Here is a 16125-nt window from a genome sequence, read left to right as displayed (position 1 = left end):
ACAGACTCAGAGATACTGTCCTGAGCCTGGGACGGTCTCGATCGTAGCCTCCTTGCGTTCCAGTCCAGTAATCAAGGTGCGGACATTGATGATTCGCTCACCCTTGCGACCGGAAATTCGCGCCCAATCGTCTGGGTTGGTGGTGTTCGGGAGATCTTCGTTCTCCTTGAATTCTTCAGAAACCGAGAGCATCAAGTCGTCGGCGGTGATGCCGTGGACCTCGCCCGCGATCGCCCGCTTGACTGCCTTGCGCTTGGCCCGGGCAACAATGTTCTGGATCATCGCACCACTGCTGAAGTCCTTGAAGTAGAAGATCTCGCGCTCGCCCTTGGCGTAGGTGACTTCGAGGAACTTATTATCGTCGCCGGTCGAGTACATCTTCTTGATCAGGTCATCGATCATCTTGGCGCAAGCGTCCTGAGCACTATCCGCTTTTTCAACCGCTTCCGGGTCGATAGGCAGTTTGTCCGTCAGGTACTTGGAGAAGATCTCCCTTGCGGCTTTTTCGTCCGGGCGACTCACCTTGACCTTGAGATCCAGGCGACCTGGCCGCAACACGGCGGGGTCGATCAGATCCTGGCGGTTACTCGCCCCGATCACGATCACGTTCTCGAGTGACTCGACGCCGTCGATCTCCGACAGGAACTGGGCAACAACCGTAGCTTCCATGTCCGAGGAAATGCCCGACCCCCGCATGCGGAAGAGCGAGTCCATTTCATCAAAGAAGATCACCACGGGCACCTTGGCACCGGCCGCCTTTTCCCGGGCCTTCTTGAAGACCTCGCGCAACTTGCTTTCGGTTTCGCCGACGTACTTGTTCAACAGCTCCGGCCCCTTGACGTTGAGGAAGTAGGCGGTTGTCGTTTCACCGGTGCGTTCCGCCATCTTGCGCGCAAGACTGTTGGCAACCGCTTTCGCAATCATGGTCTTGCCACAACCGGGCGGGCCGTAGAGCAAGATCCCCTTCGGCGGCTTGAGCTCGAACTCGGCAAAGATCTCGGGGTACAGGTAAGGAAGTTCCACCGAGTCGCGCAGGACTTCGATCTGATCCCCGAGCCCACCGATCTCTTCGTAGGAAACGTCCGGAATCTCTTCCAGCATGACCTCTTCGACCGAAGACTTCGGCATCTTTTCAAAGGCGTACTGGGTCCGCGTGTCGATCATCAGGTGATCGCCGACGTTGATCTTCTCGCTGCGGAGTGGCTCGGCGAGGGTGACGACGCGCTCGTCATCCATGTGTCCCGTTACCAGACAACGATGCTCGGAAATCACCTCTACGACAGACGCAATCTCGCCGCGCTGGGTATAGCCCGCCGGCTCGATGACGTTGAACGCCTCGTTCAGAACAACCAGCTGCCCTTCTTCGAGCTGGAAAGGATCGAGGTTCGGGTGAACGTTGACGCGCATCGATCGCCCGTCCACGATGATTTCGGCGGTTCCGTCTTTGTTCGGCCGCGTAAACACACCGTACGTGTTGGGCGGTGCGCAGAGTTTGTCGACCTCTTCCTTGAGCACTTCAATCTGTTGCTTGGCTTCCTGCAACATGTTGACGAGCTTCTCGTTCTGGGTCTCGCCTTCGCGGATCTGCTCTCGCGACGAGTCGAAGCGCCGTCGCAGAGACTCATAATCGGAGACAACGCGATCGAGCCGCTGTCGGAACTCGTGAGAGTCGCTGCCGAAGAAGCGGATCGCATCCTGGAGTTGTTCGACTTCACTCTGGAAAGAGCGTTCTTCGGCTCCACCCAATGGCGAATTGGGGTCGCCGCCAGAGCGCGAACCCGTGGGCGATATTCGTCGCATTACATCGCGAACGAAGCCCTTTCGACCTGAACCTGAGCCAGAACCTGATCCCGAATCATAATCGCTCACTGAGCACTCTCCTCGTCCAGCGTTCCCGAACCGTAAGTGCCGACATCTGTGTAGTCGTCACTGCGTGGTTAACGCGTGGTTGGCAAGCTGCTGGGTGAGATCCAATGCAAAGGGCGTGCCGCTGGACGCTTGTTGCCTCGTCATTGCCCATTGTTGCCTCCTGCATTGGACGTTCAGGGGGGTGCTACTGAACAACTGCCTTCGAATATTCGCGTGTTCATGCACGCAATTGCAAGTTTCGTTGCAACGAACTTGCTGAACAGACTGTGCGTCCGACTGTGAACACCCCAACTCCTCTCAGATGGATGTCGCAGCCGCAGAGCGGGTTCTCTCAAATCGCGCTCGCCCGGGTCTCCGTTGCGTCGTTGTCACCAAACGCCACGATATTCCGAAGGTTTTGCAAGTTTTGCAAGTTTAGATCTTATCAACACGATCTCCCGGCTGCCAACCAAAGTGAAGCAGCAAAGTTCGTGCTAAACTGCCGTTATAGAAGAGAACTCCCGTTCCATATCGTGCGATCGGCGTACGACCCCTCACCAAAACGCTCATCGGAAACGTACGCTGCTCCACGCATCCCCCTCGACCACGCATTCCGTTGTCACCCCACAAAACGCGCGAGAAGTCTGCAACTCCCGCCGCAAATTATTGCAGCTCCACATGGGAACCGGCGAAATTCTGTCTGAGAGCGTCGAATCATCAACGCTCAGTTCATTGCGTTCAAGCTGCACTGCAATTTTCATCGCAGCTTGTACGGTGGCGAACCCATTTCGCCCACTCAAGGCAAGTCAGTGCACCCCGCGTGTCGCTCTCGAGCTACTGCGACAAATTCTGCACAGCTGAGGACCCCGTCGACTGGGTTCAAGGCGCAGGGACCAGGTCTATGACCTGAACATTGCTGGGAATTTCAAAGCGGAAGGTCGAGGCATCCGGATGCAGATTGATTCGGGTGTCGGAAAACGAAATGACGGTTCGGTTGCCGAACAGGTCGACCAGGCTGGTGGCCAGTATTTCGCCAGTCAAGCGGTGGGCCCGCAGTCCAAGGGACTCGTAGCTCGCGCGCTCTTTCGGAATCAGTGTGAGTTCCAGCGCATCCTGGGCGTCCGGAACACAAGACGAAACCTCGACTTCGAACTCGTCGAGGATCTTGCCCTCCCCCAACAAGAATTCGAGCACCGCGCCGGTCAAATAGCCCTCGGTGACCGGTAGACGCTGGGCCTCTCGGGCTTCGGGATCGTAGATCCAAAGGATCTTGCCGTCGCTGATCACCAGGCTCTTTGCCGGTGTTTCGTAGCGCCAACGCATCTTGCCCGGCTTGGCGAACTGAACGAAGCCGGTACTCGGCGCATCCGCTCCGAGGCTCGCTTTGCCCAGCATGACGGACTGGGTCCGCTGTCGGAAGTTCGCCGAGAAATCGTCAACGGACTCGTAGTGGGCCTGAATGACCGCCGCGAGCCGTTCTGCGCAGGGTTCGGTTCCGACCGGCTTCACAGCAGAGCCAGCCCGCGACGGCGTTTCATCGTTTCCGAGTTCCGACCCCGATCCGACAGAACTCAGCACGAACACACCTGCAACGGCTACGACCACCGACAGCAGTGACCGTATCCCGCAAGAACGGGAACACGATGGCAGCCGCGTTGATCTCGGCGCGAGGTTTTTATTCGTATTGATCGGCATCGGCGCTGGGGAGAAATACATCGCGGGAGCGCGTTCCCACCTGAGGACCCACCATCCCCTGGTTCTCCATTTCTTCAATGATGCGCGCAGCTCGGTTGTAACCGACCTTGAGGCGCCGCTGGATGTAGGAAATGGAGGCATTGCGAGTCTCAACCACGATTGCGACCGCTTGATCGAACATTTCATCGACATCTTCGTTAGACGAACGATCTGTAGATTCGGTTTCAAATTGGATGTTGACTAGATCTTGATCAAACACGGGCTTCCCCTGGTCGCGCAGGTGGGCAACCAGCTCATTGACTTCTTTTTCGGTGATGAAGGCACCGTGGAGGCGCCGCACCACCGATGTACCCGGCGGAATGAAGAGCATGTCGCCATTGCCGAGAAGATTCTCCGCGCCCTTTTGATCGAGCACCGTTCTCGAATCGATCCCCGAGGAGACCTGGAACGAAACCCGCGAGGGGAAATTGGCTTTGATGACACCGGTCAGGACGTCGACGCTCGGCCGCTGGGTCGCGAGGACTAGATGAATACCTGCGGCCCGTGCCATCTGGGCGAGGCGCTGCAGGGACTCTTCAACGTCTTTGGCCGCCATCACCATGAGATCGGCGAGTTCGTCGATCACCACGACGATGTACGGAAGCTTTTCGAAGCGGACTTCTTCGCCTTCGTCTTCGCCGGGCTTGGCTCGCAAGCGATAGGTCTCATTGCCGGCGGCAAGCTCGCTTTCGACCTTGTCGTTGAACTGGACGATATTGCGAACTCGCAGCGCGCTCATGCGTTGGTAGCGGTCTTCCATCTTGCGCACGATCGCCTGAAGGGCCGCAGCGGCCCGTTTGGGGCTCGTGACCACGTCGGCAATCAGATGTGGAATCCCTTCGTAGACCGACAGCTCGAGCAGCTTGGGATCGATGAGCAGAAGTTTGAGTTCATCGGGACGTGCCCGACACAGAAGCGAACACAGGAAGGCGTTGAGAAACACGCTCTTCCCGGTGCCGGTCGCACCCGCGACCAGAAGATGCGGCATGCGCGCAAGGTCCGAGGTGACGGGGTTGCCAAAGATGTCGTGCCCCATCGCGACTTCGAGCGGAGACTTGCTGTTGCGAAACGCTTCCGAATCGAGCAGCAGGTGGAGATACACGGTTTCGCGTTCGGCATTGGGAATCTCGATCCCCACCACGGACTTGCCCGGTAGCGGCGCAATGATTCGGATTGAAATTGCCCGCAACGCCATCGCGAGATCGTCGGTCAAATTGACGATCCGGTTGACCTTGACCCCCGGCCCGGGTTCGTACTCGTACATCGTGATCACAGGGCCCGGATGCACCCGAACCACCCGTCCCTCGACCCCAAAGTCCAGCAGCTTCTTTTCGAGGATGCGCGAGTTCATCAACAGGCTGTCGCGGTCGAATTGCAAATCGATCTTGGTCGGGCGATGAAAGATCGAAATGTCTGGATGTTGATACGGACCGTGGGGACCGTCTTCGTTGAATTCGAAGGCTTCCTGGCTCGGCTTCTTGTTTACTTCCCGTTCGCGATCGTGGTCGACAATGAAGGGAGCTTCGGACGCTTTACGGTTGCGGGACGGGGCTTGTTCTGCGTCTTCTTCCTCCTCTTCGTCCTCGTACTCCCAGTCGCCTTCCTCTTCCTCCTCGTCGTCTTCCCACTCTGACTCGCTCGCTTCGTCGGCTTCCTCGTCCGTCGCCCACTGCGGGTCCCCGTCCGCATCGACCCGGCGCCGGTTGCGCCTCGCATCGCGCAGAGACAGGCGACTCACGCGCTCACCCAACGAATTCGCAAAACCCGCCAGCCCGGCTCCGATCGGTTCCAGCACGCGCTTGACCGCCACAGCCGATATAACGAGTGCGTCGGCCGCATAGCGCCCGGCGTACGCGGATCCCGTTGCCGTGGCCGCCAGCGCCCTACCCGCGGAAATTCCGAACAACCCCAGTACGCCGAGCACCAGGATCAGGGAACTGATCAGCAGTGCACCCCATTCTCCCAGCAAGATCTCTTCGCCGGACACCAGGAATTCGCCGAAGCGACCGGCCAGCGGCGCCCCGAGTCGCCCCGGTGCCAGGTGATGGAGGATCAACGGAAGCGTCGTTGCGCCGAGCAACAACAGGATCCCGCTGGGCCAGAAACGCGATCGCGCCTCTGGGATCCCGTGCCCGAGCAGGAGCCGGCCGCCGAGCCAGGCGGCGGCAGCCACCACAATACCCGCCCCGTAGCCGAGCAGGCCGATCAACGATCCGGCGATCATGGCCCCCAGGGGCCCAATGCGATTGTGCACTTCGCCGATTGCAAAAATCGGATCGGCGGGAGAATACGTACCGAGCGCCAACGCAGCGACCAAACCAAAACCCACCAGCACCAGGCCAGCCGCCTCACTGGTGACTCGCGCGACATACGTACTTGCGCCGGCCGCAGCCTTCTTTTTGGATCGCGCCCTAGCCATGGCCGTTCACCAGGATCCGCGCTGGGGCGCCGCCCGCGCCGAGGAGGCTGGGTCTTGTCGCCAAACGAACGGGTTTTGTCGGCTTTGTCGGCTTCAGCGGCTTCAAAGAGCCGAAGTATTGGAAGACCATGGATCCCTCACCCCCCGGAAAGGAAACTACGTCCAGAGGTTAATCGGACAGGGATGAGAACGCCATCGCGAAGCGAAATTGAGAGGCAGAGAATTGAGCAGCCTGCCAAAGCCGATCTACACCACCTGCTCGCCCCCGGAGGATCGAACCGCACTACCCAGCTCCAAGGTGGAGGCTCGGCTTGCGGCGATCGGTCTCGCGATTGGCACTCGACCGCAAAACAGCGTACTGCGATTCACAACGATTTCGGACCCGCCCGCCGCCGAATGCTCTCGAAATCGTCCGTCCAAATCTCTTGACGTGCGAGGTTTCGGACGGAATCATGGTCGCAACATTTCCCCCCAGAACGTCCCGACGGAGATCAACATGGCAGGTGTCAACAAAGTAATTCTCATTGGCAATCTCGGGCGCGACCCGGAACTACGCTACACGCAGAACGGTCAGGCGGTCGTCAACTTTTCACTGGCCACCAGCGAAACCTGGACGGACAAGAATGGCGAACGCGTCGATAAAACCGAATGGCATCGCATCGTGGCCTGGGCCAAGACGGCAGAACTGTGCGCCCAGTACTTGTCCAAGGGACGCACGGTCTATATCGAGGGCCGGCTCCAGACGCGGGAATGGGAAGACAAAGAAGGCGTGAAGCGTCAAACCACCGAAATCAACGCGACCACGGTTCAGTTCCTGGGCGGTCCGCGAGGCGATAGCGGCGGAGGTACTGCGGGGGGAACCAGTGGCGGACCCGGTGGAGGAGCGAGGGGCGACGATGCCGGCAATAGCTCCGGCGGCCCGCCTCCAGACGATGGCGGCATTCCATTCTAGTGATCTGAACGGAGATACAGGCATCTCTACGGGGTAGCCCGTCAGTCATTCGACGAGCCCTGACCTGGGGAATCCCGGTCGGGGCTTTTCTTTGGGATATTTCAACGGGCTGCTAGAGCGGGGTAGATTAGCTCGGGCCGTTTCGCAGGGACCGAACCATGCCGTTGATGCGGTCGCGATCCTCGTCCGTCAACTCGTCGAACTCGATTCCCATTCCCGCCGGTTCCTGATCGGTCGCGCTTCGCACCCAGACCACACGACCGACGGTCTGCATCGGCGCTACGTTCCCCGGGAGGTTGAAGCGAAGCGAAACCTCGGTCCCGGTCGGACGCGGCTTTTCGGTTTCGATGAAGAGCCCGCCTTCGTTGATGTCCCGAGTGAACTCCGAAAAAATCTCATCGACCGTGGAATACTCGACGCGAACAAGTAGATCTGAACGACCGGAGCGCCGGCGCTCGCTGTCATCCATCTCGGCATCTTCAATACTCACTTTCGACATCGCTGTTGCCCTTCCTGCCCACTACTACTGACCGCTCGTGTTTCGGAGCCACTCGCGGCCGTTCGAGACAAGTCCTCAGAAACATTCTTCGACTAAGCATGCGAGGGTCATTAGTTTTCAGTGTCAAAACTTGGTGCCAGTCCGGTGCCCCTGGGGGACTTTGCAAGTTCGCCGGCCTCGCAGAAGCTGAAGTAACCCCGTTCGGCCACCACCACGTGGTCCAGGATCCGAATACCCATGATGCGCCCCGCTTTGGCTAGGCGCTGGGTCACCTCGCGGTCTTCAGCGCTCGGCGTCGGATCACCGCTCGGGTGGTTGTGTACCAGCACCATTGCCGCCGCAGAGTCGCGGACCGCCGAGCGAAACACTTCGCGCGGGTGCACCAGGCTGGCGGTAAGGGTGCCTTGCGAAATTTTCTCCTCACGCAGCATCCGGTGTCGACTATCCAACAAGATCACGATGAAGAGTTCGTGCTCGCAGTCGCGCAGGCGAGGATGAAAATGACGGTAGATTTCTTCGGGCCCACCCATGCGCTCGCCGGGGGCCAGTCGTCGCCCGTGGAGTCGCCGGCCCAACTCAATTGCGGCTGCGAGACTCGCGAGCTTGGCCGGGCCGAGTCCCGATAAATCACGACTCGTGGCGGACGTTACGCGAGTAAGGCCGGCCAATCCTCGAGAGCGTGCGAGCAACGAGCGTGCGAGCGAGAGGGCATCTCTGCCGGCACCCCCGGTTCGCAGGAAGAGGGCAACGAGCTCGGCATCGGCAAGCGCCTCGGCACCCAGCGCACGCAAACGCTCGCGGGGAAGGTCGTGGCGGTAATTATGGGAAAGATCGCGAGCGGACTCGAGTACGTTCGAAGTTTCGGGCGAGTCGCTGGGGCAATCGGTCGGAAGGTCGGCGAACACGGTCATGCAGATGGCTCCGCGGGACCGGGCGCGCGGTTAGGTTAGCGGCTCCAACCGTGTTTGCATCGGTCGAGCTCAATCGAGGAGTCGAGAGTCGCGCACTCGGTCATGATCAGGTGATGTCAGAGTGTGGCCGCGCAGTCGCGCTCGCTTGCTTCCGCCTTGTCCATGATGACGTCAAAGCTCATCGGATCCAATTCCGGGGCCACCAGGCTGCGGAAGGTCTCGCGACGATGCTGCGAAGTCTCGAGTTCAACCACGAACTGCCGCAGCAACGCGAGGAACCCGCTGGCCTCCGCCGCCTGGCTCAACGCAGCCTCGAGTTCGATCGGCACCTCGGGCCGATAGGCGGCGCCAGCGGCAAAATGCACGGCGCCATCGTGGGGTGAAACTTCGCCGAGGCGGCGCATGGCGGCGCGCACGTAGGGGTCGGTGAACGCGCCCCTCGGCGCCAATGCTCGCGTGAGTGCCCCAATCTCGAGTAGCGAATGCAATCTGCGATCGAAGGTCAAATTGCAGTTCGATACGTGCTCGGGTTTCAAACGGCGGAGCGCTTCCTGTGCGGCTGCGACAGCGTCCGCGAGGCCCGCAGCGGGCCGCAGATCGAGACTGAATTCGTAGAGCCCACGGGCCGCGTCATGAGAAAGCCGCGATCGCAATTCAATCTTCTGACCGTCGGCAAACTTCGCGCTGATGACCAGGTCTTCGCCAATCTGCTGGGCCACCGCACTGGCAATCATGGGACTCGTCACGCCCTCGATCGACGCAGCGGCCTCGGCGGTCTTCGCGGTCTCGCTGAGAATCAGGCCAAATCCGTCCGGTTTTTCCTGTACGCGAAACGTCGGAGACTCGGTCGTGAGGAAGACCAGGGTCGAGCGGCCACCAAAATAGCGATGAGCCACCGCCTCGAGGGTGTTCGGGAGCGGCTCCAAATTGATCACCAACTCGGTTTGACGCGACTTCACGGGGATCGTCACGCTCTGTTGTCTATACCCCTCCCGAAACGCCCGAACGATCAGGGCGTCGCGGGGTCCTGCCTTGATACGCGGAGGTAACAATATTGTGACGGGCGCCTGAGCTTGTTCGAAGCGTTTTTGAAAGTTGCGGCGGACATAGAACAGATCGACAAAACCACCGGAAGGAGTCGTGTCGATTTCGATCGTTCTCTCTGCGTACCAGTAATCGAAACCACCTTGAAAAATTGCGCCCATCGGTGCAGCGACGTTGCGAAGACTCCAACCCACCGCCTGGTCGGGGGCCATGTCTATGACCTCGGGGACCTCAGGCTCGTGCATCTCCGCTTCCAGTGCGTCGTTCTGGGCAGATCCGCTCGATGCCAGACACGGAAACACCAGACACAGGAACAAAACAACCGCGCTGCGGACGTTCGTTCGGCGCCACTTCACGATGGGTGTGGATGCTAAGACAATGGAACAGCGACGGCGGCGCGTTCTCAATCCGAAATCGCTGGTGCCTCGGCGGCAGCCCAGCTTTCGCGATTTCGCTTGACCGCCAACTCGAAGTCCCGGGCGAGCCGCAACGCTTCTTCGTCACCACTGCCTTGGAGTGCACTCATCACGCGCTCGACATCGCCGATCTCTTCAGCGCGGGCCGCCAGCTCACGTAGCCAGATTTCCTGTTCCGCCACACTGACCGTCGCCATCTGATGAGCGAAACCTGGTGGGTCTTCCTGGAGCATTCGGAGCCGTGCGTCCAACTCTCGAAGCCTGCGCCCTTCCAGTGAAAGGCCTTCCTCACCGCCGCTGGGAACAGGTGTGATGCGCGAAACGGCAACCGGCGTGATACCGCGATCGCGTCCCGAGCCGAAATTCTGCCGCGCCACCGTCGTGCCGAGTCCGAAACCGCCAGGGGTCACCGTGAATGAAGGTGCCGCGAAAGCTTGGCGAAACGGACCCGCCACCGTTGGGTTGCTGACACGAAACATATTACCGGCAGCATCGCCTTGTCCCGGTCGGAGCTGAATCGGGCCGCGTTGATCGATGGCGACTCGGAATAGGAACGGGCCGGCGCCAGTCTCGGAGTCGAGCCGCAACCGCGGAAGTGTCTCGGCGAGTTGGACCTGATCCGCAGCAAGCACTCGGGGCTGCCGACTGCCCGGCGCGAGGGGCAGGGCGCTGGGCGACGCCTGGTTCTGGGGGACATCGGGTGTGACGGTCCGGGGATTTGACGCAAGGGCGGGGCCGGTCGACGCCCGGCGAAAATCCAACGTCCCGAGGTTCAGATCCCCGGTGATCACGGTAAGGATCAGCGCCGCGGCGACCGCCGTCACGGGAATCGCAATATTGGGCACGACCCACCGCGACAACCGATCCAGCACACGACCCAACCAATCCGATTGCCCTTCCCCGTCGGCGATGCGCTGCATCACGTTGCTCACCAGGTCCACGGGCGGCTCTGGGTTGGGGAGTGTTCGCAGCAAGCGGATCGTGTCGCGAATTTCGGCGAGTTCATGACTGCATGGTTCACACTGATCGAGATGAGCGTCGAACAACGCTCGCGAGTCGAGCGAGAGTTCGCCGTCGAGATAGTCGGCCATTCGCGCTTGGATGCCGGAGTGATTCACTGGGAATTGACCTCGCCGCTTTTCCCGAGTGCGCTTCGAAGCTCTTCGCGAAGCGCCTTGCGAGCTCGGTGGATTCTCGACTTGATGGTGCCCTCGGCGACGCCGAGAATTTCTGCGATTTCGCCGTATGCGAGACCCTCTATGTCGTACAGCACGACGGGCATCCGCAAGGAAGGAGTGAGATGTTGCAGAGCAGTACGAACGCGCGCAGAGAGCTCGTTGCCAAGTGCTGCATCCTCTGGATCGCGCGGGGAATAGGGAAGGTTGTCTCCACCGGCTTGGCGCACGGCCAAGCGATCGATTCGTGCTCGAGCGCGACCCAATGTGCGTCGACGATTGAGCGCCGCGTTGGCCGCGACGCGGTAGACGAAGGTTGAAAATCTCGCTTCGCTGCGAAAACGCTTGCCATGCCGATGCAGACTTAAGAAGGTCTCCTGAGAAACGTCTTCTGCTTCTTCTCGCGTGCCCATCATGCGCATGAGCAGGCGAAACACGCGACGCTGATGACGTTCGACGAGAACCTCGAACGCGCTCTCGTCCCCGCCCTGCCAGCGCAGCACCAACTCGCGGTCCGGGTCATCAATGACCATGCGCGATCCCGCCTCGCTACTCAGCCCCATGCTTGCCTGGGCGGCGGGCCCCCTTTCTACGATTTCATAGATCATCGACTGCCTCTTCTCAGACAGAAACCGTTCGGAGTCTTCTGGTTCCACAGGGGCATTGAGAGTCAGTGACTTTTCTGATTTCACGCGATTTTTCCAGTTTTCGGTTCGCTTTCGCCGGGTCGAGTCCAGGTCCCGCTCTTGCCACCACTTTTGTGAATCAAGCGCAGGGACTGCAGGCTGATGTTTCGATCGATCGCCTTGCACATGTCATAGACCGTTAGCCCAGCGGCACTTGCGGCGACCATTGCCTCCATCTCTACGCCGGTGCGCCAATGGGTCTCGGCACGCGCTTCGATCAGGAGCGCTGTACCGTCGAGGTTTGGAGTCAGCGAAACCTCCACAGAATCTAGCGGCAGCGGATGCGCAAGGGGAATCCATTCGCCGGTTCGTTTTGCCGCCTGAATGCCGGCCAGTCGTGCGGTTGCGAGAACGTCCCCCTTGGGCACCGAGCCATCGGCGATCTTGGCCAGGGTCGCCGGGGCCATCTGCACTTCGCAGCGGGCGATACAAACCCGGTGGGTGATCTCCTTCTCTCCGATGTTCACCATTCGGACGTGACCCATGGCGTCGACATGGGTCAGCTCACCCGACGATTCGCCATTCGAGTCATTGGTTGACTTGTGGTTCGATCTAGTGGACATCGTGTCGCTCCCGGCCGCTTCCGGTGTGCGCATCCTTTTCGCATCGCTGGATCCAGTCCAGCACGTCGGCAAAGACCGTTTCCCGGTCCACGTCGTTGAAGATTTCGTGAAAATTTCTCGGATAGATCCGCAGTTCCGCGCGAGGTGCTTTCGAGCCTTCGATCGATCCCGGCAGGGTCTGGTAAAACGCTTGGCTGCCGCTTGGGAGACAGAGTCTATCGGCTTCGCCGTGGGCCAGAAACATGGGAACTTCGACCCGCGCACCTGCGCCGCGCAGTCGCTCGATCTGATTGATGATCGCGACCGCATGGGAAGTCGTGGAGATGCCGTGTACCAACGGATCGTCGATATAGCGTCTGACGACGTCTGGATCCGAGCAAATGGCGCGGGGATCGATTCCGGCGTTTACACCCAGGCGCGGAGCCACTTTGTAGAGCAGACGGGCCAACAAGATCTTGCCGCGCGACAATTCCGAGGACAGTTCTAGAGCGGCGCCGGAGGTGACCACGCTCTGCACCCGCGGACTGCGCTCGACCGCATAGGTGGTCACGATGAGCCCCCCCAGGCTGTGTCCCACCAGCGTCACAGGCAGACCGCCCGACTCCTCGAGAACCAGTTCCAAAAAGATTTCGAGATCGTTCAGGTAGTCCGCGATGCCGTCGATGTGACCGCGCCGTCCGGCTGAGCGGCCATGGCCGCGCAGATCAAATCCGTGGACTGCCGTGTCGCGCTGGGCGAACCAAGCGCCCATGTGGTCGTAGCGACCGCTGTGTTCTCCCAATCCATGCACCAGGATTACGCTCCGAACCGCTTTGTTGGGCAGCCATGAACGGCGAAACAGCGGCATCCCGGCATGACCCCGGAAGCGAGATTCGATGCGTCGCACGGCGTTTGCGCGCCATGGGTCGGGCGGGCCAGCAGAAGCGGCTTGGCCAGCGGCCGCGTGTGATTCCACCTGACATCCCCGATCCGCTATGTCGACTGCGATGCGAAATTGCGGCCCCCCGCCGCCCGTTCTGCACTCGCTCGATTTTGCGAGCATACCAACCCTGACGCGCCAAGCCGAATCGTCTATGGAACAAAAAGGGCGGTAATCGGAAACCCTATGGTCCCGCGACAATGCCGAAGAAGTAAAACAGATACAAAAAGAGGTTGTCTGCGAGCGTTGGACGGAATTCGGAAGTTGGTGAAGCGAATACGATGTTTGATTGCCCATGCGTCTCTCGCTCTGATACGATGGGCATCGCTAGTGGTTTCCTCTGCTCTCCACTCAGGTACTCATGAGCGCTGACCTCCCGCCCATCCTCGGTCTCATAGACGGCATCCCCGCCAGCGAATTGCTGGATGGACTCGCGAGCCTTCATCAATCGGTTGTCGTGACCGATCCCGACGGCGTCGTACTCTGGGCCAGCCGTGATTTGGAACAAGCGCTCGGCGGCCCCGGTAGTTCTGCGGGACTCGCGCTCGCGAGTGTCTGCGAGAGTTACCTCCGGGGGTTGAACGATGTCTCTCGATCCCTGGGACCCGAGAACCTGCGACGTGATCTCGCTGCGCCCTACCTCCAACCCCAGATCGCCAACATCCTCGAGCAGCTCGCACACCGCGAGAGCGTGTGCCATTACCGAATCGAGCCGCACTGGGCCGACAGTCGCGCCTCGACTGACTCTTCTGACTGCATCGGGACCGGGTGTACCGCGCTCGAGATCCACGCCTTTGGTGTAGACACCCTCGCCAATAGCGAGCAGAAGGGACTGCCGCACATCAATCGTCTTTATGTGACGATCCTTCGCCCGGCGCCAAAGCTGGAGGCCAGGGGTTCGGCACCCTCGAATCCGAGTGGGTTCTACAAGGATGTGCTCGATCGATTGCCCGAAGCGACGCTCACGATCGACACGGCTGGCTTCATCACCTATGCCAATGCCGGTGCAGTCAGCGTGCTCGGACGAACATCGGATGAATTGATCGACACTCCCGTGAGTCTCTACCTTCCGAGTTCTTCCATCGTCGAGGCAAACGCTCCGCGTGACGCCCAGCCGGGCCAGATCAACCGAAGCGTCATTGAGTTCGAACCTACGGGACAAGCCCTTCGCTTCATCGAAGTCACGAGCCGTAGCCTTGATCTGCCCGACGGCACCTACGCGGGTCGCATCCTGCAACTGCGCGACACCACGACTGAACAGAACATCGGCGAACAGCTAAGGCAGAAAATCGCTTCGCTCGAAACGTACGTCCACTCGGTGTCCCACGATCTCCGGTCTCCTTTGGTTTCGCTGCTCGGCTTTACTCGCCTGATGAAGATCGACTACGGCGAAATACTCGGCGAAACCGGAAGAAGATTTCTGGACCGCATCGAGCAGGCCGGTTGCAACATGAACGACTTGACCCGGGATCTGCTCGAACTTTCCACGAGGACGAAGTCCAGCAGTGCCAGCGAGGCCGCGGATCCACTCAACGTGCTGCGCCAGATTCAGGCGGAGGTAAAGCCTCGACTCGAAGAACAGGGGATCGAGCTGCGGCTGCCCGCCGTCCCGCCGATGATTCAATGCGATCGGACCCAGCTCTATCAGGTCTTTTCCAATCTGATCGGCAATGCGATCCAGCACATGGGCCCCTGTGAAGCGCCCCGCATCGAAGTTGAGATCCAGCAGCGTTCGGGCCAGCGGATCATTGTCGTGCGAGACAATGGGAGAGGCATCGTCGCCTCGGAACATGAACGGATCTTTGATGCCTTCCATTCAATTTCTCGGGACGACGGCACGCGTTCAACCGGGGTCGGTCTTGCAATCGTGAAGAAAATTGCACTTTCGTACAAGGGCCGGATATGGGTCGAAAGTGAGCCGGGACAAGGCGCCGCATTTTTCGTGAGCCTGAAACACCGCTAGTCCCGTTGCCTGGGCGTATTGCCCGCAGGCTTTGGTTCCCGTAGGCTGCGCGCGCAGTATGTATCCAATTCTCTTTACGATTCCCGGTATCGACTACCCAATCAGCAGCTTCGGCGTGATGATGGCGTTGGGCTTCCTCGCGGCGTATTGGCTGGTTTCGCGCGAGTTGCCCGACAAGGGCATCGACCCGGAACTGGGCTCTAATCTGCTGCTCTTCGTGATGCTTGGCGGCGTGCTCGGCGCAAAGCTCTACTTCGCGACCGACATGACGTTTCGCGAGGGTCTCCCCTGGTCCAGTTACTTCTTTCAGCGCGCGGGCATTACCTGGTACGGCGGCCTGCTCGGAGCCATTGCGTCGGTGGCCGTGGCGTGTCGCATCTACCGAATCGAACTGCGACGAATGCTCGAAGCTTCCGCAGTGGCTACGGCAGTCGGGCAATCCTTTGGTCGCATCGGCTGCTTTCTGGTTGGAGACGACTACGGAATCGAAAGCAATCTACCCTGGGCCATCGCCTTCCCCAACGGAACCCCGCCGGTATTCGAAACCGTCCACCCTACCCAGCTCTACGAAGTCGCGTGGCTGCTTCCCATTGCCCTACTTCTGTATTCGAGACGAAAGAAGAGTCCATTTTTGTTTGGCGAGTACATGGCCGCCAACGGATTTGGCCGCATCATCATCGAAGCCTTGCGCACAAACCCTGAAGTTGCGCTCGGTTTGACAGAGCCCCAGTGGATCGGCATTGGGCTGGTCGTCACGGGGATCGCTAGCTGGATTTATTATCGCCGGCAGGATGCACGGGTGGGATAGTGGCGGTTGCGGTCGTGTTGCGGGGGCTTGGGGATGAAGCTCGGGAGTTTCCTTCTACCTGGCTTGGTTGCCCGTTGGGCGGTTAGGGAAAAGGGCGGTTTGGTAGTGCGGAAGGGCTGGGCGTCGGCGAGAGCGCTGGGTGGGGGAGAGTTTTTAGCCAGGTATTGCGGAGAGGTCGATTAGGCCGC

General features: G+C 60.0%; 13 protein-coding genes. 3 read left to right on the top strand and 10 right to left on the bottom strand.

The window, feature by feature from the left end; all coding sequences use genetic code 11:
- Positions 1-6: 6 nt before the first annotated feature.
- From arc to IH881_08435, 3 genes are all read right to left on the bottom strand, one after another.
- The gene (arc, locus tag IH881_08445; protein ID MCH7867716.1) at positions 7-1800 is read right to left on the bottom strand and encodes a proteasome ATPase; all 1794 of its coding nucleotides are present in this window, start codon (positions 1798-1800) and stop codon (positions 7-9) included.
- Positions 1801-2727: 927 nt separating this feature from the next.
- Positions 2728-3426 (bottom strand): outer membrane lipoprotein carrier protein LolA, encoded by a 699-nt coding sequence (locus IH881_08440; protein MCH7867715.1) that lies wholly within the window; start codon positions 3424-3426, stop codon positions 2728-2730.
- A 97-nt stretch (positions 3427-3523) separates the two neighbouring features.
- Positions 3524-6001 (bottom strand): DNA translocase FtsK 4TM domain-containing protein, encoded by a 2478-nt coding sequence (locus tag IH881_08435; protein ID MCH7867714.1) that lies wholly within the window; start codon positions 5999-6001, stop codon positions 3524-3526.
- A gap of 496 nt (positions 6002-6497) precedes the next feature.
- Here IH881_08435 and IH881_08430 point away from each other — a divergent pair, with 496 nt between their 5' ends.
- A complete protein-coding gene (locus IH881_08430; GenBank protein ID MCH7867713.1) occupies positions 6498-6953 on the top strand; it encodes a single-stranded DNA-binding protein in 456 nt (151 codons plus the stop codon).
- 127 nt (positions 6954-7080) lie between these two features.
- On the opposite strand, the gene IH881_08425 is transcribed toward IH881_08430, so the two are convergent.
- The 7 genes from IH881_08425 to IH881_08395 all read right to left on the bottom strand — a co-directional run bounded on the left by IH881_08425 (position 7081) and on the right by IH881_08395 (position 13202).
- Entirely contained in the window at positions 7081-7452 is a 372-nt protein-coding gene (locus tag IH881_08425) for a TIGR02266 family protein (GenBank protein MCH7867712.1), read from the bottom strand.
- A 110-nt stretch (positions 7453-7562) separates the two neighbouring features.
- Positions 7563-8363 (bottom strand): DNA repair protein RadC, encoded by an 801-nt coding sequence (gene radC, locus IH881_08420; GenBank protein ID MCH7867711.1) that lies wholly within the window; start codon positions 8361-8363, stop codon positions 7563-7565.
- Positions 8364-8479: 116 nt separating this feature from the next.
- Positions 8480-9763, bottom strand: a complete 1284-nt coding sequence (locus tag IH881_08415; GenBank protein ID MCH7867710.1) for a hypothetical protein — start codon at positions 9761-9763, stop codon at positions 8480-8482.
- A 47-nt stretch (positions 9764-9810) separates the two neighbouring features.
- Positions 9811-10941, bottom strand: coding sequence for a zf-HC2 domain-containing protein (locus IH881_08410; protein MCH7867709.1), 1131 nt, complete (start codon positions 10939-10941; stop codon positions 9811-9813).
- Positions 10938-11606: a sigma-70 family RNA polymerase sigma factor gene (locus IH881_08405; GenBank protein ID MCH7867708.1), complete on the bottom strand. Its 669-nt coding sequence runs from the start codon at positions 11604-11606 to the stop codon at positions 10938-10940. The genes IH881_08410 and IH881_08405 overlap by 4 nt, the downstream gene beginning before the upstream one ends.
- An 80-nt stretch (positions 11607-11686) precedes the next feature.
- Positions 11687-12247, bottom strand: a complete 561-nt coding sequence (gene moaC / locus IH881_08400; protein ID MCH7867707.1) for a cyclic pyranopterin monophosphate synthase MoaC — start codon at positions 12245-12247, stop codon at positions 11687-11689.
- A complete protein-coding gene (locus tag IH881_08395; protein MCH7867706.1) occupies positions 12237-13202 on the bottom strand; it encodes an alpha/beta hydrolase in 966 nt (321 codons plus the stop codon). The genes moaC and IH881_08395 overlap by 11 nt, the downstream gene beginning before the upstream one ends.
- A gap of 325 nt (positions 13203-13527) precedes the next feature.
- On the opposite strand from IH881_08395, the gene IH881_08390 reads away from it, so the two are divergent.
- Both IH881_08390 and IH881_08385 read left to right on the top strand, forming a co-directional pair.
- Entirely contained in the window at positions 13528-15129 is a 1602-nt protein-coding gene (locus IH881_08390; protein ID MCH7867705.1) for a PAS domain-containing protein, read from the top strand.
- 58 nt (positions 15130-15187) lie between these two features.
- Positions 15188-15937, top strand: a complete 750-nt coding sequence (locus IH881_08385) for a prolipoprotein diacylglyceryl transferase (GenBank protein MCH7867704.1) — start codon at positions 15188-15190, stop codon at positions 15935-15937.
- The last annotated feature ends 188 nt before the right edge of the window (positions 15938-16125 follow it).

Source organism: Myxococcales bacterium (assembly GCA_022563535.1).
Taxonomy (GTDB): Bacteria; Myxococcota_A; UBA9160; order UBA9160; family UBA4427; genus DUBZ01.
Note: the sequence above shows the minus strand (reverse complement) of the source record. Positions and strands in the feature narration are given on the sequence as shown.

What these genes read in the sequence shown, in the direction of transcription:
- IH881_08430 (MCH7867713.1), top strand. Translation starts at nt 6,498, where the DNA reads ATGGCAGGTGTCAACAAAGTAATTCTCATTGGCAATCTCGGGCGCGAC.
- moaC (MCH7867707.1), bottom strand. Translation starts at nt 12,247, where the DNA reads ATGTCCACTAGATCGAACCACAAGTCAACCAATGACTCGAATGGCGAA.
- IH881_08390 (MCH7867705.1), top strand. Translation starts at nt 13,528, where the DNA reads ATGAGCGCTGACCTCCCGCCCATCCTCGGTCTCATAGACGGCATCCCC.
- IH881_08385 (MCH7867704.1), top strand. Translation starts at nt 15,188, where the DNA reads ATGTATCCAATTCTCTTTACGATTCCCGGTATCGACTACCCAATCAGC.
- arc (MCH7867716.1), bottom strand. Translation starts at nt 1,800, where the DNA reads ATGCGACGAATATCGCCCACGGGTTCGCGCTCTGGCGGCGACCCCAAT.
- radC (MCH7867711.1), bottom strand. Translation starts at nt 8,363, where the DNA reads ATGACCGTGTTCGCCGACCTTCCGACCGATTGCCCCAGCGACTCGCCC.
- IH881_08405 (MCH7867708.1), bottom strand. Translation starts at nt 11,606, where the DNA reads ATGATCTATGAAATCGTAGAAAGGGGGCCCGCCGCCCAGGCAAGCATG.
- IH881_08435 (MCH7867714.1), bottom strand. Translation starts at nt 6,001, where the DNA reads ATGGCTAGGGCGCGATCCAAAAAGAAGGCTGCGGCCGGCGCAAGTACG.
- IH881_08425 (MCH7867712.1), bottom strand. Translation starts at nt 7,452, where the DNA reads ATGTCGAAAGTGAGTATTGAAGATGCCGAGATGGATGACAGCGAGCGC.